The sequence below is a fragment of the Paenibacillus xylanexedens genome, from assembly GCF_007680605.1.
Classification (GTDB): domain Bacteria; phylum Bacillota; class Bacilli; order Paenibacillales; family Paenibacillaceae; genus Paenibacillus; species Paenibacillus xylanexedens_B.
Genome location: NZ_VEIO01000001.1, coordinates 738,166 through 763,653, shown reverse-complemented (window position 1 = coordinate 763,653; position 25,488 = coordinate 738,166). Strand labels below are relative to the sequence as shown.

Sequence of the window (25,488 nt, the reverse complement as noted above, 5' to 3'; positions counted from 1 at the left end):
GTATGCAGATACGAAGATGACAGAACAACTGCAGAGGCAGGTTACTGCCTGAATATTTTTAAGAATAAGTTTGCTATAGTTAAAGTACGAAAGGAGTAACGCTCATGAAAGCTGTAGGCGTTATTGTGGAATATAACCCGTTGCACAACGGACATGTGCATCATCTGAATGAATCGCGGCGGCTTAGCGGAGCAGACGCCGTTGTTGCCGTGATGAGCGGCCCTTTTCTCCAGCGTGGCGAACCCGCCATCGTTGGTAAAAGGGCACGCACCGAGATGGCGCTCCATGCTGGCGCCGATCTCGTGATGGAATTGCCGGTTGCCTATGCGGTTCAACCGGCGGAGTGGTTTGCCTTTGGTGCGGTATCGCTGCTTCACCGCACCGGGGTTGTGGACTCGCTCTGCTTTGGCAGCGAGTCCGGCGACATCGACAGCCTGCAGCGCATTGCGCGCGTGCTGGCTGTGGAGCCCGCAGGGCTGCGCGAGGATATCGCGCGCCGCCTGCGGGAGGGCGCCAGCTACCCCGCCGCGTACGCAGGCGCGGCGGCAGCGCTGGCGCCCGGCGGCGTCGATGCTCACGACGCCGCCGCACTGCTGGAGCAGCCCAACAATTCGCTTGGGCTGCACTACCTCATCGCGCTGCAACGGCTTGGCAGCGCGATCCAGCCCTTGACGGCGGCACGTACCGGTGCCGCCTATCACCAGGCGACGCCCGGTCCGGGGGCGATCGCCAGTGCCACAGCTGTCCGCCGCCTGTTGCTGGCGGACGGGCCCGATGCCGCGGCACCATACGTGCCGGCGGCAACACTTGCCATTCTGCATCGCGAATGGCAAGAAGGACGCGCTCCCATGCACTGGGAGCGCTTTGCCCAGCCGCTGCTGCACATCGCGGCCACCCGCCGTGCCTCCGAGCTGGAACGTATCGCCGAAGTCACGGAAGGACTGGAGCATCGGCTTATACGTGCACTCGCCCAGCTCCCCGAGCCTTCCGTCGAAACTCTCCTGAATGCGCTCAAAACCCGGCGTTACACGCGCACCAAACTGCAGCGCATGCTTGCCCACATACTTCTGAACCACACGAAGGATGAATGCTCACCAGAGCGGTTAGCCACCGGACCCGGATATCTGCGAATCCTCGGCTTTACTTCAACAGGCCAGAGTCTGCTCAAACAGATGAAAAGAACAGCCACCCTGCCTGTTGTAATGAAACCCTCAACGTTTGAACATGCTCAACTGGAATTGGATATCCAGGCGCAAGCCGCCTATGCTCTTGCCCATGACCAGCAGGATTCAAGCAGCATATCACGCATAATGTTTAGCGACTACTACGAATCACCCGTGAGAATCTAATTGATCTCGCCCAATGATTCAAAGCCACAAAATGCATATATACCAATACGATTCAAACTATAAAAAAAACAGCAAAAAATCCCCTGTGTCCAGCCTTTGGCCGCCATCACAAGGGATTTCTTCATTTCATTATTTTAAAAGCAAGGTCTTACATGGTTATCATACCTATGAATACATATCGTAATATTTAACTTCACCTTGATACTTACTGTGACATCGTTCCATTCACTGCTTTATGTTCTTCTGTAAGAATCGCCCTATACCTGTTTTTTCGAGCGTGCCCTTCACTTTTTAGAAAAAGCAACTGTCCAGGCTCTTCTAAACGCATCTCATTCCACTTACGACTTTACGGACATGGTGTTCAGGTAGGTCAAAGCATCATCGAGTGTGCTAACGGGCACAAGCTTCATTGGAGTGTTGATCTCTTTTGCTTTGGCCTCAGCTTCTTTATAATTATCTTTAGGTACAAAGAAGATTTCCGCCTTTTTACGGTCGGCAGCGACTATTTTATGTTGCACACCGCCAATGGCTCCTACAACACCATCCTTCGTAATCGTACCTGTACCAGCAATCCGATGTCCCTTGGTCAGATCACCAGGAGTCAACTGATTGTAAATTTCCAACGTGAACATTAATCCGGCAGAAGGACCTCCCACCTGCGTGCTTGAAAACGTGATTTGTTTGTTCGGGTCTTCCGGCTTCACCTTCTGCACCGCACCGATCATCACCCCAAGTCCAGTACGCATCTTGCCTGTCTTGCTGTCTTTCACCTCAACCAGCGTGATATCCCGGCTAATCGTCTCACCGCCGCGCTCCAATTGCATCTCCACCGTATCCCCGGCTTTTTTTCCTTCCAGCTGTTTGGCAAGCACCGTATTATCCGGTGTAGCTGTACCGTTCACACCCAGTATAATGTCTCCGGGTTCAATATCTCCATCCGGTTTGGGATTTTCCGAAAGACCAAACACAAAGATGTTCTCAGGCACAATGGAGTATGCAATACCCGCTTTCTCATAGGCTGCTTCCATGGCGGAGGATTGCGAATCACTCATGAACCAGACCTGTTCAGCGGAGTATTCCGCCTCGCTTTTGCCACGCAGACGATCTTCCTTTTTATCCACTTGCGCATTTTTATCAAAGTAAGAAGTAGCTAGCAAAAATAAATTGGCATACGTCGCCGACACGGTGGTCATCATGAATACGCCTTTTTCATCTTTGTCACCGCCCTTCACGGTAACCATCGGTTTAACTTCATCCGCACTGCCAGGCGTATAAATAATATACGGCGTTGGCATGTACACCGTAAGATAGACGATCAGAGCCACCGCGATCACGTAGATCGAAGCTCTGAAACCACCCGTTTTCCGGAACCGATTCATCTCATGAGCCTCCGTTCTTTATCCTATTCAAGCTGAACCCAAGCTCTACACTAAAACGCCGCTTATGCAGTATTCCATTATGAGAAAATGGCTCTCTAAATCAACTCCACAAGGTATGCGTTCATGTAAACTTTTAGCCCATCCTTATTCCATATGGTTACAATCCAAGTCTAACACCTTGCTGTTCCTGCATACAATGGTACAGGCCGGATAGGCCGCAGGATGATTCGCCGTCTATCCGGTCAAGGCCGAACCGTTTACGAACGTGATTCGGCCGTCCACTATAATCCCAATGCCCGAGAGGCGTTAATTGATATGAGGTGAAACGATGACCGTATCCAGCGAGGTTCGAAGTCCGGGTTTGGTACGAACCGTATTCCTGAGCGCCAGTGCATTTATGCTGGTTGTTGCAATAGTTGCATCTCCCAAAGAAGCCTTCGACGCCTCCATTCAGGGACTCGACATCTGGTGGAAAATTGTCTTTCCCGCCCTGCTACCGTTCCTGATGTTATCCCAGATGCTGACCGCGTTTGGCTTTACCCACGCCTTGGGGGTTCTGCTAGAGCCTCTGATGAGACTTTTGTTCAAGTTGCCAGGCCATACCGGCTTCGCTCTCGCTGTGGGCATGTGTGGAGGTTTTCCAGCCGCCATAGATGCCGTATCCCGATTACTCAAGGATCAACAAATGACCGCCAGACAGGCGGTTATTATTACGGCAGCAGCCCATTTTGCCAACCCCATGATGATTCTGCTTGTTGTTGGAGGTGCTTTTCTTCAAAATCCTGCCGCCGGATATTTTCTACTCATCATACACTGGATCAGTGGCTGGATTGCAGCCGCCGTTGCCATTCGTTTCAGCCCTGCATCCCGCCAAAAAAATCTTGTACCAGAATCCATATCACCTAACAAAGCCGTCCGTTCTCTCTCATCCGTCCAACATCAAGCAGAGACCGATAAGAAGCAACCGCATCCCTTAGCTCCGAAATCTCAGAGACTTCGCATTGGTTCGCGTATGTTGCTCGCCGCTAGAGAAGCACATAGCCGGGATGCACGAGGTTTTGGAAAATTATTGGGTGACACTGTATCTCATGCCGTACAGGTTCTAATGTTAACTGGAGGTTACATCATCGTTTTTGCAGTATTCATCCGGTTGCTCTCCCTCTACCTGACTCCCGGTATTTCAGCTGCAGTTTGGCCTGCTGTGCTGGAGCTTCACCTGGGGACATATCATATTAGCAAAACAGCAATAGCACCCGCCCTACTGATGGCATTCCTGGCAGGTGCGCTTGGCTGGGGAGGCGTATGCTCGCATCTGCAAGTCTCATCGATGCTAAGAACAGCCATTCCCGGACTGCAATCCGTGCTCTTTTTTATTATCGTTCGATTAGGACATGGGTTAACCGCCTTTAGCCTTACCCTCTGGTTGTGGGAACCCTTCGGCCGGTATAGCACGGAAGTATGGACCACGTGGCAGACCACTGCGGTAGAGCGCTCAAATTCTTTGTTCTACTGGCCGTTTCTGCAATTTCCAGACACCACAAGTACATGGCAACTCATCTGGAACAGCTTTCCTGCAGCAGCCCTAAGTCTCGCTTTACTTCTTGGGGTGATGATCGGTCTTTCCGGCCTTACCTTATGGATTAACCGCCTTTTTTCTCGCTGATCTTCTGGCGAAGCGCAGCTTCAACTTCAGGTGATACCAGATCCGTTACATCCCCATGATAGTGGGCGATTTCTTTAACGATACTGGAACTGAGGTAGGAGTATTTCGGGTTGGTCATCATAAAAATCGTTTCCGCATCCGGGTTCAACTTGCTGTTAGTGGATGCAAGCATAAGCTCATACTCAAAATCAGTCACAGAGCGAATGCCTCGCACGATGACCTGTGCTTCCTTTTGCCGCACATAATTGGCCGTCAGATCACGGAAGCTGTCCACCTCAACGTTGGGCAGATCGCTGGTTACCGTTCGAATCAATTCCTTACGCTCTTCTACGGTGAACATCGGATTTTTACTCATATTGTTCAACACAGCGACGATGACACGGTCAAACTGTTTCGACGCTCTCGCAATAATATCAAGATGCCCCATCGTTACGGGATCAAAGCTTCCTGGATATACAGCAATGCGTTCCTGCCGATGAATCATTTCAGTCATGAGGAGCCTCCTCTTCTGTGATGCTGTTTTCTTCATCCTCTGCCGCACCGGGTACATAATCGTAAATGGATACAGCTGTATCCCCGTATACCGCTTTACGCGTTTGTTCAAACGGGCCAAATTGCTCGGGGTATTCATGTTTGAACTCATACTCAAGCACGATGGTTGCACCCTTTTCAAGCAATTCCAGTTCGTGCATCGTTAACATGAACTCGTGTCCGTTCTTCATGCGATAGGGCGGATCGAGAAACACCAGATCAAATGTTGTGTTACGTTTAGCCAGCGCTTTGAGCGCACGACCTGCATCATTCCGATATACAGCCGCCTGACCCTCCAGCTTCGTTGCCTTCAGATTTTCGCGGATCACTTCAATACTTTTCGTTTCCAGATCAACAAAAACAGCCTTGTCCATGCCGCGGCTCAGCGCCTCGATCCCGAGACCTCCACTGCCTGCAAACAGATCCAATGCTGCGCCGCCCTCAAAATAAGGGCCAATCATGCTAAACAACGCTTCCTTCACCTTATCAGTGGTTGGACGCGTACCTGTGCCGGGAACAGCCTTCAGCGGCCTGCCCTTCGCACTTCCAGATACCACTCTCACGAATACGTCACCTTTTCTCTCTATGTACATATATTTATTCTTTAACCTATCGTACCACACTCCAGTTCCGTTTGAAAAACACTGCTTCTGCCTATACAAAAAATTGTTGACGGATTGTTGACAGATATGTATAAAAAGGAAACCCTTGGGCCATTCTATAATTATCGACATCACAAGTGTCGTAGACAACCGCGGAGAAGACTTACGTTTCCCCATAAGCTCTTCGTCCGGTTTCTCCTCTCCCATGAAAAAGAAGCTCTCGAAAGAGGGCTTCTTTTTGTTGTTTGAACTTTTATTTGAGGTTTCAAATTCAAAAGATATATCCAAGTTCAAATAATTTTATAATAATTGTTGACCAGTTGTTGACATATTAAAAAGTCTCCTGTTTCATTATCACTTCCATTTCAATTGCTCAATCTAATTCTTACAATAAAATAAAACATTCAGGTGATAGCAACTTACTTAAGATTCTACAATCTAGTTCATTCGAAAGTCACACTTTCGCTTTTATTATTCCAATGGATATCAAATTTAATTGGACCTTCAGTTTTCTCCGAATCGGTCACCACCCCAGAAATCTTAAATGGCGTATCCTGTTCCTCGTAAGCCCTACCTTCTTGTTCAATGTTTGTACCAGTCACACTATATACCAAATCTTTTATTTGTTTCTCTTCCCCAATATATGTCATCCCAAATGTTCCTGTTGATCTTTGAAATGCAACATCCCAATTCTCGCTTTTAGTGTGCTTAATATCACCATTACCACAGGCACTTATGAAAATTAAAAGAAAAGTTAGACACATGAATAATATTATTTTCCTTCTCACGATACATCCCTCCTAATCTAATAATAACCTAAATTATCTATTCTGATTCAATATATGGTTCCTTGGTTAATTAAAAAACCGAGTGTAAAATCCATAATTTAGGAGGAATTATATGAGATTTAGAAATGGCTTATTTAGTGCATGGTTAACAGCAATCCTTTTATTATGTTCCTTGTCCCCTGTTGCGGCTTCGCCAAACAATGAGAACTTCCCAAATGATTTAGACGTTCCAGAAGGATTTAAAGTGCTCAAAGAGTATGACGTAACTAACGAAAACAATAAAGTCGATACAAAAGTAGAAGGAAATAGTCTCATAGCTGACGATGGAATTAATATTAATTCTATGAACAACTCCCAATCTAAGATTCCATCGGAGGAAGTTAATTATGAAATATTAACGAATGAAACATATAAATATAGAGATTTAGAAAACATTGAAACAGGCGAAAAAGTAACGCAGTTCAAGACAAATATGGTCGTGAATGCTGACCCCTTTACTTGGACAGGCACCAACAAAAATGATGCAAATACTGTTAAACTAACAATTACTTTATATTACCATTCACAAACTAAAGATCGTTTTATATATAATGGTATAGATAAAGCATATTACCGATACGATAAAGGTGCAAATTGGAACATCAATAACGCTTTACCTTATGGCACAAACTCTTGTCAGTTATCTCAAATCGGTCCAGGAATTGATACAAAGGCAAAAAAACAAATATCTGATTGCTCTCAAATTCCTGGATCTATAGATTTTGGCAAAACCTTTCTTGCGGTAGCACCTTCAAGTTGGATTGATGTTCTTGATGGCGGGCTAGGAACTGAAGTTGGAATTAAAGTTAATACAAATTTTATAAATCAGTCAACAGCTAAATTCTTCAATTATGGATGGGAATTAAAGCTTAGAGGTCAGAGTCCTATTTAACAAATACTAAAAAGCCAACCAAGATGATTTGAATCTTGGTTGGCCCTACTATTTAATATACATCTTTATAACTTATCTCACTCTTTCTCATAAAGATTACAAGTCTTTTTTAGCACTGCGTTTACTTCTTTTTTGACGTTCTTAATGTTTGCTCCAGAATCAAAGTACAACCTTCTTGTCTCGACAATTCAAGTACATTCTTGTTTGACACGTTCTCTTTGTTTTCGATTCGAGATTCGCATATTCATTAATGTTATAAAAAGTAGTACAGATGGTAAGAACATAGAAGATGATCCTGATCTGATCGTATAAAAAGCAACAAAAATCAGTGCAACCCACGTTATGATTTCAATTATCTCCAACTTCGTTAACGTCACTTTAAAAGCCTTTTTTGAAATGAAGCGAATCAAGACGTAAGCAATTAAGCTATAGAACGCTAACATACCCAGCAAGGAAAGAGCAACTATTATTATCATCATTTTGAATCACTCAACTCTCATGCTTTTCCTTAATTTTACTACAGAAGTAGAATTATGTCTCCTGATCTGTCTATGTAATCAGGATCACCAGAGTACTTGTCACTTTACTTTACTTTATTTCTCCTCGGTCACAATCGTAGCATTGTAGATCACAACCCGTTTGCCGTTCAGGTCAAACAACACTTTGTTGCCATACTCCGTATCCTGTACATCAATCTTGCCTTCGTACGTCTGAATCAGTTCACCCGAATTACTATACACCTTCACTACACGTTCCAACCCGCCCGCATTATTCGATCTCATCGTTTTGAGCGCACGTTCACCGGAAGCCGTATTGAAATACCATATAAATGATCCAACAATGATGCCCAGAACGGCGATCACCGTCACCCATACCCCTGTTTTTGCTTTTCTGCTCATTTTGTCCCCTCCTCGGTCTCTTTGTCCAGTACTCTACGAGAATGGAACGAGAACGGTTTCAATAAAGGAAAGCAAAAAAACAGAGGCCCCATCCAGGGGAACCTCTGCCTGTACTAATTATGTTTCAAGTCAAGTACCGCTACATTGACACTAACGGCAACAGCACTTATTGTTCTTGCCACTTCTTGCCGTATACTTCCCTTTTTACAGTGAACGGATAACAAATTCAAAGCTCAGCTCACCATTGGAAGGAATTTGATATTCCGGATGTACCGGAGCGCCCCAGCTATCGTCACCGCCAACACCCATTTGTTTACCGGCTACCGTAACGACAGTGTAATGCACGGGCGGCAACTCATACACATGCTGCGCATTCTCCAGTTCAAACGCTGTATAAGGTGACACATTCAATTCAACCGGTGTACCGGAAGCTTCGATTTTGAAACCACGTCCTGCATTGTCCGTCAGCTTAGCCCAGCGTACCCCTGTGCGGTTACCCGACTCTTGCGGTACGAGATATGGAGCCATCGTATCTGCAACCTTGCTGCCATGGATACCCAGACGAGCGCCAAATGCGCGATCCGAATAGTTTTCCTCCGGTCCCATGGCCAGCCATTCCACGTTCTCATAATCCGGAGATGTTCTGAACGACAGTGCGTGAATAGGCAGGTTTGGCAATCCCTCAGTACCTTTGTACGTGTTATGCACATGTACACTTCCATCAGCCAGCACTGTATAGGTCACTTTCACCACTACATCGGCCGAGATGTTTAATTTATAGGTGAACTCAATCCGGTATTGATCCGATTTTTGTTCATGTTTCCATTCTACAGAACGTGGCAACAGGCTGGCAGCATACCATGCACCAAGCTCGAAGCCCATTGCTGTACCCTTATCATTGTCTGTCGTTGCACGCCAGAACAGTGGTGCAGGCGGGATCGCAATGGTTTCACGTCCGGAGAATTTCAGGGATACCAGTGTTCCAAACTGCTTGGAGAACAACGCATGCGTTTGACCAACGCGAACGCCGATGTTTACGTCACCTTCGACCACCTGAATATCGCTCACAACGTTTTTATCTGTTACAACAGCCGCTTGGCTACTTTCTTGCGTGAAAATAAACTGGCCAAATGCTACTTCTTCACCTTTGTCAGCCCACAGCGTTGCTTCTTTTAGTACAAATGCTACGTTAACAGCATATTCGCCACCTTCAAGAGCCTTTGCATTCAACGGAAGTTCTACTACGGATTCGCTTTCGGCAGCGACATTTACATCCAGTGTGCCACGCAATACTTCATGTCCCTCACGCTCCAAACTGTACACCAGTTCAAACGCGGAAGTGTCTGCGAACAGATTCTGGTTCACAATTTTAACGCCGTCACGGCTTGGGAACAGCTTGATATTTTGATACAGGAATTTAACCTCCTGCATTTTAGCTGTCACTTTACGATCCGCGTGTACAATCCCGTTGCCGCAGAACGAATAGTCTGATGGACGATCCCCGAAATCCCCGCCATACGCCAGGTACTCTTTACCGTAACGGTCTTTTTTGTAGATCGATTGGTCAATGTAATCCCAGATGAAACCACCCTGATACATCGGGTACTTGTCTTCCAGTTCCGTGTATTTATGCATACCACCGATGGAGTTACCCATCGCGTGCATGTATTCACAGCTGATATATGGTTTGGTTGGGTTATCGTTCAGGAATTCCTCGATGTCAGCCGGTTTTGCATACATACGGGATTCCATATCACTTGTGTCATTGAAACGGCGGTCGTGGAACACACCTTCGTAATGAACCATGCGTGTCGGGTCTGCCGATTTGAAGTATTGGGATACTTTGTAGATCACTTCACCACCATGGGATTCGTTACCACAAGACCAGATCAGAATGGACGGATGGTTTTTGTCACGTTCTACCATCGAAATTGCACGATCCATAACAATATCATGCCATTCCGGCTTATCGCCAGGGATTACCCAAGAAGGCTCAACAGCGCCAAGCTTTTGCCAGGAACCGTGCGTTTCCAGGTTCATCTCATCAATCACGTAGAGTCCGTACTCATCGCAGAGCTCATACCACAAGCTTTGGTTCGGATAATGTGATGTACGAACAGCATTCATATTGTTTTGTTTGATCGTACGCACGTCCCACAGCATGTCTTCCTTCGTTACAGCACGACCACGGCGCGGGTTGAACTCGTGACGGTTTACGCCTTTGAACACAATACGCTTGCCATTAATGTGCATCACTTTGTCGATCATTTCGAATTTACGGAAACCAACAGCTTGAGGAACAACTTCCACAAGGTTGCCTGCTGCATCATACACACGGATGTAGAGACGATACAGATACGGAATCTCTGCACTCCAGAGATTAACTTGGCCTACTTCCTCACGCAGCTGTACCAGACCGTTGTCCACGACATTAGCGTCAAGGCATTTAACCGAATTGCCCTCTTTGTCCAAAAGCTCAGCTTCAATCCGTGCACCTGCCGCTGCTTTTCCTTCCAGTTTCAAATCCAGTTCCAATGTACCGTTTGTATATGAAGCATCCAAATCGGTACGAACATGAACGTCACGAACGTGTGCAACCGGAACAGTATACAGGTACACATCTCTGAAGATACCGGAGAAACGCCAGAAGTCCTGATCCTCTAACCAGCTACCTGTGCTGCGTTGATATACTTCAACCGCTAGTTTGTTCTCTCCATCTTGCAGGAACGGTGTCAGGTCAAAGTCAGATGGTGTGAAACTGTCTTCTCCGTACCCTACGAACTGTCCGTTCAGCCATACATAAAATGCGGATTCCACACCTTGGAACGAAATGTATACCGGATTCGCTTCCCAGCCTGCTGGCAGATGGAATGTGCGAATGTAACTGCCCACAGCGTTTTTATCCTGCGGCAGAGCTGGCGGACGGAGTTCATTCAATCCATCCCACGGATATTGCGTGTTCACATATTGAATCTGTCCGTAACCTTGAAGCTGGATATGTCCCGGTACTTCAATATCATCCCAGCCTTCGCTGGAGTACTCGGATGTATAAAATAGTTCAGGACGGCAATCGGGACGGATTGAATAGTTGAATTTCCATGTTCCATTCAGATCGTAACGAAGTGCCATCTCAGCGGAAGCCACAGCTTCTTCCATCGTTTGATAATAGCGGTGATCGGAATAGGCATGAAGACGGTTTACCTCAAATACACTTACGTCACCTAACCAATTGATATCTGCCTTTGTTGCTTTCATCGGCTCTCTCTCCCTCTATAGTACGAATTTCGTTATGAGTTTTCGTTGTGAGTTCTTTGAAGCTTACATTGTAGTTCTGATATGCCGCATCTATACAAAAAAGATAGAGGTACGCCTGTACAGGCGTCCTCCCTTCTTTCCTGCATTCGTCCAGTTGGACGTGATATGCACTTATGCTTATTTTACGGAACCAACCATACCTGCAACGAAGTGTTTTTGCATGATGAAGAACACCAGTGCAGTTGGAAGTGTTGCAATAACAACTGCGGTCATGATAACGCCGTAATCCGGAGCATAACCTGCGCCGAGGTTGGAGATCAGGAGCGGAATGGTTTGCTGATCTGGCGTTTGCAATACGATGAGCGGCCACAGATAGTTGTTCCAGCTGCTCATGAATGTAATGATCGCTGCTGCTGCGTATGTTGTTTTCATCGTAGGCATATAGATTTTCAAGAAAATCCCCAGTTCGCTCAGACCGTCAATACGTCCAGCTTCCAGCAAATCTTTCGGGAACATTTTGGTGTTCTGACGGAAGAAGAAGATCAGGAACGCTGTTGTAATGGTCGGAATAATAACCGAAGCCATCGTGTTAATACCGATTGCCGGTGCCGCACTCGAAATAGTTGCAAACATCCGATAGAGCGGAATCATAATCGCTGCAAACGGGATCATCATCGACATGAGCAGGATGTTAAACACGACATCACGTGATTTTGTACGATATACTTCAAACCCGTAACCCGCCATGGAACCAATCAAGAGAGCAAGAATGGTAGACACGATGGAGATAATCGCTGAGTTGCCCAGTGCCTGAATCAGATTCGTGGTGTCGAGCAATTTGTTGATGTTTTCAATCAAAGCAGAGCCCGGTAGCAAAGTGCCTCTAGTTACGTCTACCGATTTATTTGTAGCGCTGACGATCATCCAGAAAAATGGGAAAATGGAAATAAAAGCGACGATGGACAGGAAAACATATGTGAAAATGCGTTTTGCTCTTGATTTAGCCATTTTTATTATCACCTGCCACTTTAAACTGGATAATGGACAAAATAATGATCAGGATTACGATGGAATACGAAACGGTTGCCGCATACCCGAAGTCCGGTGAATATTTGAACGAAAGGTTGTAGATATATTGAGAAATCGACATGGTCGCGTTACCTGGACCACCTTTGGTAATATTCATAATTTCATCAAAGATTTGAAGTGTACCAATCGTTGATGTAATGGACGTGAAGAGAATAATCGGTTTAAGCAATGGTACAGTAATTTTGAAAAATTGAGTGAACGCATTCGCTCCGTCAATCTTCGCTGCTTCATAGATCGATTGATCAATGTTTTGCAAGGATGACAGATAGAAAATCATGTTATATCCGGTCCAACGCCAAGTAACGGCGATTATGATCGTAATTTTAGCCCAGAAAGGGTCGGTAATCCATTGAATTGGTGTGCCGATAATGTGTAAACCCAGCAAAGCTTGGTTCACCATACCATCCGGTGCAAACAAATACTTGAATACAACCGAGTAAGCAACAAGTGAAGTTACGCAAGGCAAGAAAATTGCAGTACGGAAAAAGCTGCGGAAACGCAGTGTGCTGTCATTCAGCAATACGGAAATGAACAATCCGAGAATGATCATTAGAGGTACTTGAATGATTAAGTAAATAAACGTGTTCGATAATGCCGTACGGAACGTGGTATCCACGAGCAATCTTTTGTAGTTCGCGAGGCCCGAAAACTCAAGGTTGGCACCTTTGCCTGACTTGAATGATAAGAGCAGCGCTTGAATCATCGGATAGAAGTAGAAGGCTACAATTCCGACAACCGCCAGCAAAACAAAAGCCCATCCAGTCAAATTATTTTTCTTTTGGAGACTGTCTCCTGTATTTATGGCTTTCACAGTATGGCTCCTCTCTCTCCATGCAACATGGGTAGAACCTACAGAGCCTCTCTCCTTGTCCAGCTCGACTTGCGCCAGACAAGGGAGATGGCTCCGTTGTTTCCTAGGTTCTATAAGTTACCCTGGGATATTAGTTTAATTGTGCCTCAGCTTGTTTTTGTGCATCATTCAGAACGTCATCAATTGATTTACCGTTCAGGTATGCTTGCATTTCAACAACCAGGATGTCTTCGATTGCATAAGTGTTGCTACCATAGTTTACTTTTGGAATTTCTTTCGTCCAGTTAGCGAAATCAGCAAAGATTTTTTGACCGCTGAAGAATTCATCTGGTTTGTTGTAAGCTTCGCCGTCAACAGCCGGTGTGTACGTACCGATTGCACCGATTTTAGTCAACAGGTCTTGATATAATTCTTTGTTAGAACCGAATGTCTTAGCCATGAAGTCAGCCGCTTGATCTGCACCAGGAACATCGTTCATGATGTACCAGGAGCTACCACCCAAGTTGGATGCGTGTACAGAGTTTGCTTGACCAGCCATTTTCGGCATTGGAGCTACAGCCCATTTACCGGATTGGGAAGCTTCTTGACGAACGGATGGTGAGAACCAGTTACCTGTAGGAATTGTTGCTACGGCACCGTTATTGGCGTTGGCAACGAATTGGCTCCAGTCGGAGTGCAATTTAACAATGTTAGCATCCATCATTTTTTTGTATGTTTCGAACGCTTCTTTCAATGCAGGGTTGTTGTTCAGATCAGGTGTTTTACCATCTTCAGCTGTGTACCATTTACCTGCAGTTTGGATCATCATACGGATGATACCCAGGTCGTTCGGGTCAAGAGACAGAAGTTCTTTACCCGTTTTTGCTTTTACAGCTTCACCGATTTTGATGTAATCATCCCACGTGATATCTTGCAGGTCAGCAGCTTTGTAGCCTGCTTCTTCAAGCAAGTCTGTTCTGTAGTACAAACCAGCTACGCCGGAGTCAAACGGAATACCGTATTGTTTACCTTCATAAGAAGTTGGTCCAATTTTATACTCTGCAAAATCGGATGCTTTAATTGTTGAAGACAAATCTTTGAACGCATCTGGATAAGCGCTCAGGAAGCTTTGTGCACGATAGTCTTCAATCAGAACTACGTTTGGCAGACCGCTGCTTGTTCCGGAGTTCAATCCAGTGTTCAGCTTCTGAATGATCGCATCTTGAGCATTCTCAATGATGTTGATTTTCAGATCAGGGTTCTCTTTTTGATAAATGGCTTTAGCTTGCTCCAGAGCAGCAACGTTAAATGCTTTATCCCAAGCCCAGATCGTAATTTCGTTTGCTTTTTCGCTGCCGCCACCGCTTGCAGCTTCTTTACCTCCACCGCCGGATGAACATGCGGACAACAGCAATACCGTTACGAGCATCAATACCCACATTTTTTTCAAACCATTCAACTCCCCTTCGACCTCTTTGTTTGTAAATTTGTTTGCGTTTTCTGAAAGCGGTTGCTTTCGATGTATTCATCTTATCATTCCCATTTCTCCATTCGTTAGTAAAAATTTTGTGCAGATTTGTCTTCTTATTGCCTCAATGAAAACCTTTACAGAAAACGGTTGCACATAATTTAGTTTTTTGTATTATCTTTTGATTTTGTACTATTTTGAGCTGAAAATTTTACAACTATGCAAGTCGTTCATGATTTTGCATATGAAAAACCCCTCATCTCCGGGGATCAGAAATGAAGGGTTGTTGTATTTTGAAGCTTTTTATTATCTTGTTCAACTCGTAATCAACGGCAGCGTTACAGTGACTCTTGTCCCCTCGCCGACGTTGCTCATGATGGTCACACCATACGGTGAACCATACAAAAGCTCAATCCGATCATGAACGTTTCGAATACCTATACCGCTGAACAGTTGACGATTATTTTTCGGATTGGGTAGTGTACCTTCTACATTAAGGCCTGCAATACCATCACCATTATCCATGATCTCACACACTAATGATTCTCCCGCGCGGGAAACCATCACATGAATCGTGCCCGTTTCTTTTTTAATAAACCCATGGAAGAAGGCATTTTCGATAAATGGCTGAATCACCAGCTTGGGAACATGATAGTGCGTGCAATCCGGAGCTACATAAAAGGCCGCTTTGATCCGTCCGCCATAACGCACATGGTTGATAAAGACATAATTTTTTAGGTTCTCGACCTCTTGCTCCACCGTCACCGTTTCCCTGACATCACTGATCGTATTTTGCAACAAACCAATCAGTGCATTAATCGTCTCGGCTGCCCGATCTTTGTTACCCTGCTGTACCAGAACTTTGACAGAAGCCAGGGTGTTATACAGAAAATGAGGATTAATCTGGCTCTGAAGCGCCGCAAGCTCGGCATTACGTTGCTCACGCTGTGTCTGTACAAGCTGATCCACGTAATCATGCAATTCATCCAGCATGTAATTGTACGCATGACCTAACTGCCTGCTCTCGTAACTGCCGCTGATCGGGATATAGTTGTCCAGATCACTCTTCGTAATGTTGGACATCTGTTTGACCAGTCTGCGCAACGACTTCGTCATCTGACTCGTAATCAGGAACACGAGCAACAGCGCTGCCAACACAATCGCAGCACAGATCAACGCGACCGTTTTCATATCAATGAGCTGCCCCATTGCAGATTCTTTGTCAACGATGTTTACCATGTACAAACGGTAAAACGGCAAATATTCTGAGACTATGATGCTATCCTGCCCCATGACTCGTGCATTGATGTTTTTGGGTGCCGTTTCATTTATCGTTTTGGCATAAGATAACAGTTCAGATTGAGTCGTGCCCATCCAGTCTTCACGGTTAGAGGATACGATCTCCCCTTTTTCATTCATGATGACGACGTCATTGCCCCTGCTTGTAAAACTGGCGTAGAACTGACGGAATGACTCTTCTCTCATCGTGATATACACCGTACCGTAGATTTTGCTTCTCGTTCGATCCGTCAGCGCTTTGGTTGCAGAGATCATTCGCAATGTGCCCTCTTTGGTCTGGGCCTGATAGTCATCGAAGATCAGACGACTCGGCGATTCGGTCGCTGCCTTTGTGATCTGATCCTGTTTTAATTCTTCCGCTGTTTTCTGGATGTATGAGGGATTGGTCGAAAAACTTCGTCCATTTACTCCTGCAATCGTAATACCTACTTCATAAAACTCAATGATGGACTGAACCCGCTTCATCGTTTCACGCATACTGTAGTACGATTTGGACATGGTAACCGAATCCCCATCCCCATCCGATAGAAACCCCCGAATAGCCCCACTTTGGGCCACATTGTTCGTCACCGCGGCAATGGAGTCGTTAAACGCATCGAAATTCGTTTTGATCTGGCTCAGCACCTTCGAATTCGTGATACTGAACGTTTCAGTAAACAGGTTGGTTGACATATGAATCGTTGTCCACAATATAAGCACTGACACCAGGACAATACTGACAACCATAACCAGAATCAGCTTGGGGAATAATCCGAGACGCGACAAGCCATTTTTCCACTTTTTCATGAAGTAATCTCATCCATTTCTATTTAAGCCCAAAATTTACGCCGATAGCGACTTGGAGATAGTCCTGTGAATTTTTTGAACACTTTACAGAAGTAACTGTGATCGGAATACCCAACCATACTGCTAATTTCCGATATCGTGACATCATCCGATCGTAGCAATTCCTCCGCTTTCTCGATGCGAATCTTGTTCAGATATTCATTAAATCCTTCTTTTTTATGTGACGAGAAATAACTGGATAGATACGACGGGTTAAAATGAAAATGTTTGGCCACTTCGGACAGCCCTAAGGGCTGGTCATAGTGCGCATGCATGTAATCCAGCAACATAGTCATATTCGGATCACTTCGTTTGCCTCCTGAACCGGAGACACATTCCTGAACCTCCGTCATGAATTGATCCAGCACCAGCATCACTTCGGTAAGCGTCGAGGCTCCATCCACGTTTTTAAAATACGTATATTTACTCTCTTCAAGCCCAGCTGACTGTACATCCATATCTGCCAGGGTAATCGTGACATTGAAGATCAAGTTACCCAGAAATGATTTGATCTCAAATACATCAGCAATATAGTCTCTCCCGAGTGTCGCGGCATGTTCATGCAAATATTCTTTGGCCGTTTCCACCCGATTACGTTTTACATGCTGCAAAAACATATTGACGTTGAATTGATACCCTGCGGGATGCATCGGCGGAAGCTCACCATCAATCAGAATCGCACGATTCGTATAATAGAAACAAAACTCCATTAATTTAAGCAGACGCTCACGGTAGATGTTTCCCATCTTTTCAAAAGAAAGAAATCTCTCACTAAGCACCCACACCGAAGCATGCTGCCCTGCTCCTGCTTCCTCAGCCCATTCCCTGATCTGTTTAACGATAGCTTCATCTTGCTCAGGTTTCATATTTAGCAACATAACCGACAATCGGCTTTCCGCTGGTAAAATAGCACATTCAATCTCAGGCAAGCGTTTTCTAACCTCAGCTTCAATCTGATCCTGATTTTTCAAACTGCCTTCAGCAATCTGAAATGCGAGCAAGCGAAAAGCGCCTAATGGGAAGCTTTCCCGAATAACAGGCATTTCGTTGTCTTCGTCCAGCGTGAATCCGGACAACATTTTCTCCATTAATTGACCAAGCCGCCAGCCGTCATGGGATGGCTCGTATTGAAGCTCCGGTATTTTGCCAGCCGTGCGTCTTAACACTTCCAGAAGTTCATTCGTATCCAGCTTGGGCTTCAATATATAATCTGCCGCTCCATGCTGCAGTGTAGATCGAACATATTCGAATTCACTGAAACTGCTCAGCACAATGACCTCAATATGCGGATAACCCGCTTTGAGTGTACGAACAAAAGTTTCACCGTCCATGACAGGCATCACGATGTCGGTAATAACGATATCCGGTTTTAACAACTCCACCTGTTGCAGACCTTCTTCGCCATTGGATGCCTCCCCTACAATATTAAATCCTTCTGCTTCCCAGTTCATGTGGTGCTTAATACCCTGTCTAACCAGAAATTCATCGTCAACAATCAGCACCTTGCATAACCGGTTCATGATCGCGACCCCCCTGTCTCTTCTATCACTCTATATCTATACGGTTTAGCCCTCTATATGTTGGTTATCAAACTCTCCCCTTGTTAGCGGTTACATGAACAATATAATAATCGTACATATTGTTATATCTTAAATCCTATGTTTAAGCAATAGTTACTACCTATAGTTTACACTATAATTCGACAAAACAAGAAGTCCCAAAACGCCGCGACCTACTCAGGCATCTTGAGACCTCTCGTTCATTATTATTTTCTCAATTCAATCATGAACCGAATGTTACGGCTCCATTCCCCATTCAAGTTGTCCGGCAACATATCCGGTTACTTTAGACCAATCCGCGTAAGAGGTATGCGTTCCTTCAAAGGAGTAATCATCCGTTTGAATGTAATTGGTCCAATTGTCTTTGGAAAAGCGAGTCTGGATTTCCGTGCTCTGTCCTGCGTTCAACGTTCCCGCAGTTGCTTTGAATCCAACCTCTAACACATGATCCGCTCCTGGCAGTGCCGGAGTAACAGAACTGAACGTACCGGTAACATTGGCACTTCCCACAGCTGCCCAATCGCAGAAGAAATTTTGAGGCTGACTACCGTCAATCGTATAGTAATATCGAATTTTTACATCCGAGAGATTGAGTGGATTCGTGCCCGTATTCGTCAATCTGAACTTAGGAGTGATCGAATTGCCCGTAGCTGCCGTTGTTCCATTGTACATCTCGATGCGAATCGTTCCACCTGGGATGACCACTGTGGTATCCTTGATGGTCAGGTTCAACACTGCAGGATTGCCCGCATTAAACTGAAAAGTTAACACTGTTGTACCTTTGGGTAATGTGGCTAAATAGTTTTTCGACAGCACAACCTGATTACCCGCAACGGTATAGTCGGTTCCGGCTACAAGTATCGTATTTCCGTTCCGAATCGAGGTTAGTGTATTGCCATTAAGTGTTAACGTTACAGGAATATTGGCCTGCTGATCCACCTTCAGATCAAATTGAGCCGTCACCGGGGTGATGGTTGAATTAGGTACTGTAGGTGTGCCGCCATTGCCATTAACCGGGTCCGCATACAGTATTCCGCGTCCATTGGTACCAAGATATACTCTGCCATAAATACGTGGGTCACCTGTTATTGTAGTTACACGGGCGTACTGATGCTGATCATCGTTAATCCGCACCCAGTTCGTGCCACCATCATCGGAACGGAAAAATCCGCGAGTCCCATCAATCTGTGCTACGGCATACAAAGCGACAACACTTTGCCCGGGAGCCGCTTTACCAAAACCGATGCTGTCCGCTTCTTCTACATTGGCAAGCTTCGTAAAGGTTGCTCCAGAATCTGTTGAGTGCCACAAGCCGTAAGGCCCTTCTTCTTCATTGCCTCCAGCAAACCACAGTTCTCCTTCCACACCTGGCACAGCGTCGAGGTCTGAATTACCTGAGGCAGGAAGCCCCGTAGCCGGAGATACAGTAAACGATGCTCCACCATTAACACTGACGTAAATTTTCCCTGCAGCGAAGCCATAGAACTTGTTCGGGTTGACCCGGTCGGAAATGACTTTGGCCCCTGCCGGTATACCTGTGCTTGCGGTCCATGAATTACCGCCAGCAGAGTGGAATACCCCTCGATCCGAAGTGCTCCAGACCAGACGGTTGCCTGTAGCCGAGATGGCGACGGTTCCGCCTCCGGCGGTGCCTGACGGCTCTGCGCTTGCTTTGTACCACGTTTTTCCTCCGTCGCTGGATAAGCCGATAGACTTCGCGTTGGGATCAACCGTGTAATCCGCTTTCCCGACCCGGACCATCGTGTTCGGGCTTAATTCTGCAAAATCAATACTCTCCGTTGAAGGATAATTCGGGTTTGTAAACATCTTCGCTGGAGCTTGGGTCAGATCATCATGACGGAACCCGGCAACATCACCGAGTGCACTGAGCAGATTCGCTCCGCTTGGCGGGCTAATCAAATCCAGGACGTTGGTTTCTTCAATGCCTTTGGCCATAACGGAAATGTTAATCTTTTTATCCTGGTCCCAATCGGTCAGATTGTTGGTTCCATAGATCGTTGCCCCCGTTCCGTACATCAACCGGTCGGAATCAAACGGATCAATCTCCAAGGCAGCAATCATCCAGCCCAGCTTAGGCGAGATTTCCGGCGGTGCAGGATTCACACCGAAAGTTAACCAAGGCGCCGCGGAAATATCCTGCGTATATCTGAATTTGCGGTCTGGATACCCTTCAAAATCCCATATCCGTGTCCAGGTGTCCCCACCATCTTTACTTCGGAACAGGATTGCATCTGGCCACCAGGAATTCAGTGTTGCGACCATTAATGTACCAGGCTCCTGGGCATCGATCGCCAAGCCGCCATAGCCGTAGTAGTTATCCGAGCTGCTGCTCGGAACAGGACTGATGTTCTTCCACACCCCTGTCGCTGTGTTCAGCTTCCAGACATCCCCTTTCGTTCCATCATAGGGTCCGGCACCATTGCTGTAGGTAATATACAAACTTCCATCTACGTCCATTTTCCCATGATGAGGCAGATAACCTGTAGGCTGTCCGGAAACAGCATCCCAGGTCAAGCCCCCGTCGGTACTGCGATATATGCTTTCACTTTTATCAGCTACCCCGACATAAATGGTTTGTGAAGCCTGTCCCGCTGAGCCGCTCGTTTCATCAAAGGTGATCCAGGCCAAGCCTATAATGTCACTTGTATACTCGTTGGCTGGGTTTTCAACATAGTTACCCGGATTCGGGAAACTGGTTACTTCACTCCAGGTTACCCCATAATCCGTACTTTTCCATAATCCGTTGCCACTTCGGGCTCCGAAATACAAAATGCTATTATCATTCGGGTCAACAACCAGACGCTCCCCCATGGAACGTCCAGGCATGTTCCCCCCTACCTTGAAGGGTAGCTCGGTTTTTTCCCACGTATCTCCGCGATCAGTGGAACGGAAAATATATCCGTTGTCCTTGACCCATGAGTTCGTATACGTCCCTACCGCCATATATACTCGGTCTGGATCAACGGGATCGGAGGCGAGTGCATCTACCCCGTTATTGTTCCAGTCGTCCCAACCTACAAAGTCAGTCAGGGGAGTCCAGCTACTATCCACCGGATTCCAGCGATAAGCTCCTCCTATATCGGTGCGCGCATAAATCAAGTCCTTTTCAGATTCGTTAAAGATGATACCAGGTATAAAACCTCCGCCTCCGCCAGTAACAACGTTTTTCCATTCGTAGGCCTCACTTGGCGCTGCCTCTGAAGTTCCTGTCATCCCCAGACCACCGAGTGAAGCTGTAACAATAGCCACACTTAAGCTCAGGATTCGGAACTTGCTTATCCACGTTTTCATCTCAACTACTCCTCCTTTTCGCGTTTGTACATTTTGGCAATTCGGTCTATCCCCGCTGTCTCATCCTGCTGATGGGTGGCGTATCAGACGAATCTATACCTTCTCCCTTAAAGAAGACCCACCTCCCTTCATTTTTCGGTTAAGCGCTTACAAACTTTTTTTTCGAACGCTACCGCAAAATGGATAATTCTTTCATTAATAACATTCGATAGAAAACGTTTTTCCCCTCTGTGCAAATATCCACTTTTCAAAAAAAATTTGTAATCCTTTGGTAAAATAAAAAAAAGATGCTGTTCACACAGCACCTTTAAACCCACTATGATTTTCCCTGCTCACTTTGCTTAAGCTTTCCGTCCATAAACATGGGTTTCCTGCCCTTTAACACCCGGTTTAACGACAAATAATGCACCTGCTTGCGGCGTTTCCTGCAAACGCTCTTCCTTAATTCCGATACGTGCGGTAGTAATATATAACTCTTCGAGATCCGGGCCGCCAAAACAACAGGAAGTCACCTGATCCGCAGGCACTTCGATCTGCTGTAGCAGTTCCCCTGTCTCCGGGTTCCAGCGTGTGACTCTTCCTCCACCCCAGTGGGCAACCCACAGCATACCTTCAGCATCCACAGTCATGCCGTCCGGGAATCCCATGTCTTCCGGAACAGAAATGATACTGGTCCGATTAGAGATCGTACCCGTAGCCAGATCAAAATCAAAACGATCCACGGAACGCGTCGGCGTATCGATGTAATACATGAACTCACGATCCGGGCTCCACCCCAGACCGTTGGAGGTGGATACCTGCTGCACCATATTGCGAACAGGCTTCCCTTCCTCCAGACAATATAGCGATCCGGCCTTTTGTTCGTTGTTCAGGCTCATTGTACCGGCCCAAAAGCGTCCGTATGCATCACATTTGCCATCATTGAACCGATTGGTCAATTTGTCTTGCTCGGGGTCCGCGATTGCTTGCTTCTCACCCGTAAGCAGATGATATGTATAGAAGCCGCTTCGGAGTGCAACGATCACTTCATCCCCACGATAGGGTACCACTGCGCCGACGTGTTCACCCACATCATACGCCTGATCCTTACCTGTCTCGGGATCGTATGCATGTACTTTAAACCCTTCAATATCTACCCATAACAAACGATTATTTTCCGCATCCCAGCTTGGTCCTTCTCCCAATTGTGCTGGTGCATCCACGACTACAGTTACATGACTCATATGATCGCTCCTTCTTAGGATTTCGTATTTCTCGTCCATTCAAATCCAATCGTATCCAGAAAAGCTTTGCTAAGTACCATGTGACCCGTAGCATCCGGGTGTACTCGATCATGTGTGAGAACCGATGTATAAAAATGATCCCACAGTGGCGCAAATGCTGCCTGCGTATCTACAAACAGCGCGTCATATTCCGATGCTACTCTGCGAACCGCGTCTCCGTAAATGTCCATCGTCGCCCGCATCGGATCTTCCGGGTTCGCTTCCAGATAATACGGGGTCATAAGCACAAGCCCTTTCAGATTCGGGCGCACGGATGCTACCAGCTCACGCAATGTTGCCTCGTATTCCTCCAGAAACACCTGTGATTCTGCCAGCGGATGGTCAAACTGACGCCACACATCGTTAATACCGATCATGATGGTCAACCAGTCCGGTTTCAGATCAAGCACATCGTGTTGCCAGCGTTGCTTCAAATCACGAACGGTATTCCCACTATTACCCACATTCTGCAATCTCAGCATCAGTTCGGGATAAATGGACCGCAAAAGGGCATATACCTGTGCCACATATCCATGTCCCAATCCTGAACTACCTTCACCTACAGGATGTGCTCGTCCGCAATCGGTAATGGAATCCCCGATAAAAAGAAGTTTGTCATTCTTTTGCAATTTCATGGCGCTGTTCTCCTTTGCTGGATATTGATCCGGTTGATCCGTCAGTTCACTGGCTAAATAGAGTTTCTGCCGTTGCCGACGTCACCAACCTTGATTCTTAAGCCAAGTAAGACACAGATCAGACCATACTCGAACCGTAGCATCATGCTCGGCCAGCCCTAAACCATGTGGACCTTTTTCAAAGATGTGAAGATCATATGGAATCCCATGTGCACCCAAAGCCAAGGCATATCGCAAACTGTTCTCTACAGGTACAGCCTGGTCATCACTCGTGTGCCAGATAAATGCTTCGGGAGCATCTGCTCGAACCTGTCGCTCTGCACTGAACGCTTGAATCTGTTCTTCGGTTGCATCCTCGCCTAACAAGTTGATACGCGAGCCTTCATGTCCGTAAGACTCCATTGTGATGACCGGATAACAGAGAATGACACGGTCTGGACGGGAACTTTCCCGCTCGATTCGATCCTCGTGGCCCGGTTGTCCATCATCGTACTGCGTACCCAATGTTGCTGCGAGATGGCCACCTGCCGAAAAGCCAAGTACTGCGATTTTGGACGGGTTGATCCCGTAGTGTTCCGCGTGAGCTCGTACATAACGGATTGCACGCTGCCCATCCGCCAGAGGCGCCGGATGACTGTGCGGTGCTACTCGATATTTGAGTACAAAAGCACTAATGCCAGCGCGATTGAGCAGCTCAGCAACGGGCGCACCCTCATGGTCTGCGAGATGGCCATAACCGCCCCCTGGACATACAATGATAGCGCTCTCGGAACCTGGTTGAATAAAAGGAATCAGATGTGGCATTTCGTCTTCATGACCTGCGGCTGCGTATGGGGCGGCTTGCTCCCACAAAGGAATAATTGAACTCATGATCGGACTCATCCTCTCTCTCGTGCATATGGGATAGATTCGTTTAATCGTTTTCGATTCTAGGATTCGATACCATCATAACGGCAACAGAAAGAAGCATCAATACCCTTCTGCATATCTTTTTGTTCAACCTGGCCTCGATTAGTACAAGTTGCGAAACTGTTCAGGTGTAACCCCTTCAATCCGCCGAAAGGTGGCAACAAAATGACTGGCATCCCGAAACCCGGCCCGTGCCGCAGTCTCCTTGATCGTAAGTTCCATGCTGCCCGTCAGCATTTCTTTGGCTTTACGTATGCGAAGCAAAATGAAGTAACTGTATGCCGTTATGCCGAAGGATTGTTTAAACAGCGTATTCATATGTCTGGATGAGATTCCGATAATGCATGCCATTTGCTCTAGCCCGATGTCCGGGTCACCATAATGTTGCTCCATAAAGGCAAGCAGCGGAGCAAGTCTTGCTACAGCTTGGGAGATGGAGGAACGATTGCCGGTCATTCCGTGCTTTTTCAGCAAAATCAAAAAACGATACATGTCCGCCGAGGCTTCCAATCCGGATAAATCCTGATCACTCCCGATCGAACTCAGCACATGCCGACCATAATGGTTTAGTGGACTATCTGTCTCCCACTGACGAATATCGGCCTCACCCAACCCGATTGAATCTACGATGGCGGCACACTGCGAACCACCAAATGTAATATAGATGGTCTCCCACTCGTTTTGAACACGAGCATATTCATGAGGCAGGTTTGGAGGGATTAGAATCCCCGAGGTTCCGCCCAGAATCGCTGATGCTCCTGACAGCTTGAACTCTCCTGCTCCCTTGACCGTTTGTAACCAGTGGTAATACGGATAACCTGCAGGTCTGGAGACTTTTTCCTGATTTCCGTTATATCCTATACTCTCGATATATAGTGGAAGCGGCTGATCTCGCGGTGTCATAAAAAAACGCTGATGCCCCGGTGAAATGAGCATGACAACC

At 46.4% G+C, this 25,488-nt stretch carries 19 protein-coding genes; 3 read left to right on the top strand and 16 right to left on the bottom strand.

Annotated features, from left to right (window positions below; translation table 11 throughout):
* The first annotated feature begins 104 nt into the window (after positions 1-104).
* Positions 105-1,349, top strand: a complete 1,245-nt coding sequence (locus FS818_RS03455) for a nucleotidyltransferase (protein ID WP_145329696.1) — start codon at positions 105-107, stop codon at positions 1,347-1,349.
* A gap of 338 nt (positions 1,350-1,687) precedes the next feature.
* Here FS818_RS03455 and FS818_RS03450 read toward each other — a convergent pair whose 3' ends face one another.
* Positions 1,688-2,728 (bottom strand): SepM family pheromone-processing serine protease, encoded by a 1,041-nt coding sequence (locus FS818_RS03450; protein ID WP_145329694.1) that lies wholly within the window; start codon positions 2,726-2,728, stop codon positions 1,688-1,690.
* A 328-nt stretch (positions 2,729-3,056) separates the two neighbouring features.
* Between FS818_RS03450 and FS818_RS03445 the strand changes: the two genes are divergently transcribed.
* Positions 3,057-4,391 carry a nucleoside recognition domain-containing protein gene (locus FS818_RS03445; protein WP_145329692.1) on the top strand — a complete coding sequence of 445 codons (1,335 nt, stop codon included), beginning with the start codon at positions 3,057-3,059 and terminating at the stop codon, positions 4,389-4,391.
* On the opposite strand, the gene coaD is transcribed toward FS818_RS03445, so the two are convergent.
* From coaD to FS818_RS03430, 3 genes are all read right to left on the bottom strand, one after another.
* Positions 4,369-4,875, bottom strand: coding sequence for a pantetheine-phosphate adenylyltransferase (gene coaD, locus FS818_RS03440; RefSeq protein WP_145332739.1), 507 nt, complete (start codon positions 4,873-4,875; stop codon positions 4,369-4,371). The two genes, FS818_RS03445 and coaD, sit on opposite strands and share 23 nt — an antisense overlap.
* A gap of 1 nt (position 4,876) precedes the next feature.
* On the bottom strand, positions 4,877-5,485 hold the full coding sequence (gene rsmD, locus FS818_RS03435) for a 16S rRNA (guanine(966)-N(2))-methyltransferase RsmD (protein ID WP_145329690.1): 609 nt from the start codon (positions 5,483-5,485) through the stop codon (positions 4,877-4,879).
* A 482-nt stretch (positions 5,486-5,967) separates the two neighbouring features.
* Positions 5,968-6,312: a hypothetical protein gene (locus FS818_RS03430; RefSeq protein WP_145329688.1), complete on the bottom strand. Its 345-nt coding sequence runs from the start codon at positions 6,310-6,312 to the stop codon at positions 5,968-5,970.
* A gap of 112 nt (positions 6,313-6,424) precedes the next feature.
* Between FS818_RS03430 and FS818_RS03425 the strand changes: the two genes are divergently transcribed.
* The gene (locus FS818_RS03425; RefSeq protein WP_145329686.1) at positions 6,425-7,243 is read left to right on the top strand and encodes a hypothetical protein; all 819 of its coding nucleotides are present in this window, start codon (positions 6,425-6,427) and stop codon (positions 7,241-7,243) included.
* A 593-nt stretch (positions 7,244-7,836) separates the two neighbouring features.
* On the opposite strand, the gene FS818_RS03420 is transcribed toward FS818_RS03425, so the two are convergent.
* The 12 genes from FS818_RS03420 to FS818_RS03365 form a co-directional block, all read right to left on the bottom strand.
* Positions 7,837-8,142 (bottom strand): hypothetical protein, encoded by a 306-nt coding sequence (locus tag FS818_RS03420; protein WP_090923916.1) that lies wholly within the window; start codon positions 8,140-8,142, stop codon positions 7,837-7,839.
* Positions 8,143-8,346: 204 nt separating this feature from the next.
* Entirely contained in the window at positions 8,347-11,397 is a 3,051-nt protein-coding gene (gene lacZ / locus FS818_RS03415) for a beta-galactosidase, LacZ type (RefSeq protein WP_145329684.1), read from the bottom strand.
* Between the two features lie 177 nt (positions 11,398-11,574).
* A complete protein-coding gene (locus FS818_RS03410) occupies positions 11,575-12,405 on the bottom strand; it encodes a carbohydrate ABC transporter permease (RefSeq protein ID WP_145329682.1) in 831 nt (276 codons plus the stop codon).
* A complete protein-coding gene (locus tag FS818_RS03405) occupies positions 12,398-13,297 on the bottom strand; it encodes a carbohydrate ABC transporter permease (RefSeq protein WP_090923919.1) in 900 nt (299 codons plus the stop codon). The genes FS818_RS03410 and FS818_RS03405 overlap by 8 nt, the downstream gene beginning before the upstream one ends.
* Before the next feature lie 130 nt (positions 13,298-13,427).
* Entirely contained in the window at positions 13,428-14,726 is a 1,299-nt protein-coding gene (locus FS818_RS03400) for an ABC transporter substrate-binding protein (RefSeq protein ID WP_186331572.1), read from the bottom strand.
* A gap of 333 nt (positions 14,727-15,059) precedes the next feature.
* Positions 15,060-16,829 carry a cache domain-containing sensor histidine kinase gene (locus FS818_RS03395; protein ID WP_145329680.1) on the bottom strand — a complete coding sequence of 590 codons (1,770 nt, stop codon included), beginning with the start codon at positions 16,827-16,829 and terminating at the stop codon, positions 15,060-15,062.
* 23 nt (positions 16,830-16,852) lie between these two features.
* Entirely contained in the window at positions 16,853-18,388 is a 1,536-nt protein-coding gene (locus tag FS818_RS03390) for a response regulator transcription factor (RefSeq protein ID WP_145329678.1), read from the bottom strand.
* A 276-nt stretch (positions 18,389-18,664) separates the two neighbouring features.
* Positions 18,665-21,739: a X2-like carbohydrate binding domain-containing protein gene (locus FS818_RS03385; protein ID WP_145329676.1), complete on the bottom strand. Its 3,075-nt coding sequence runs from the start codon at positions 21,737-21,739 to the stop codon at positions 18,665-18,667.
* A 341-nt stretch (positions 21,740-22,080) separates the two neighbouring features.
* The gene (locus FS818_RS03380) at positions 22,081-22,962 is read right to left on the bottom strand and encodes an SMP-30/gluconolactonase/LRE family protein (RefSeq protein WP_145329673.1); all 882 of its coding nucleotides are present in this window, start codon (positions 22,960-22,962) and stop codon (positions 22,081-22,083) included.
* A gap of 14 nt (positions 22,963-22,976) precedes the next feature.
* The gene (locus FS818_RS03375) at positions 22,977-23,636 is read right to left on the bottom strand and encodes an SGNH/GDSL hydrolase family protein (protein WP_145329671.1); all 660 of its coding nucleotides are present in this window, start codon (positions 23,634-23,636) and stop codon (positions 22,977-22,979) included.
* An 81-nt stretch (positions 23,637-23,717) separates the two neighbouring features.
* Positions 23,718-24,506, bottom strand: coding sequence for an alpha/beta hydrolase (locus FS818_RS03370; RefSeq protein ID WP_145329668.1), 789 nt, complete (start codon positions 24,504-24,506; stop codon positions 23,718-23,720).
* A 141-nt stretch (positions 24,507-24,647) separates the two neighbouring features.
* Positions 24,648-25,481, bottom strand: a complete 834-nt coding sequence (locus FS818_RS03365; protein ID WP_145329666.1) for an AraC family transcriptional regulator — start codon at positions 25,479-25,481, stop codon at positions 24,648-24,650.
* Positions 25,482-25,488 lie beyond the last annotated feature (7 nt).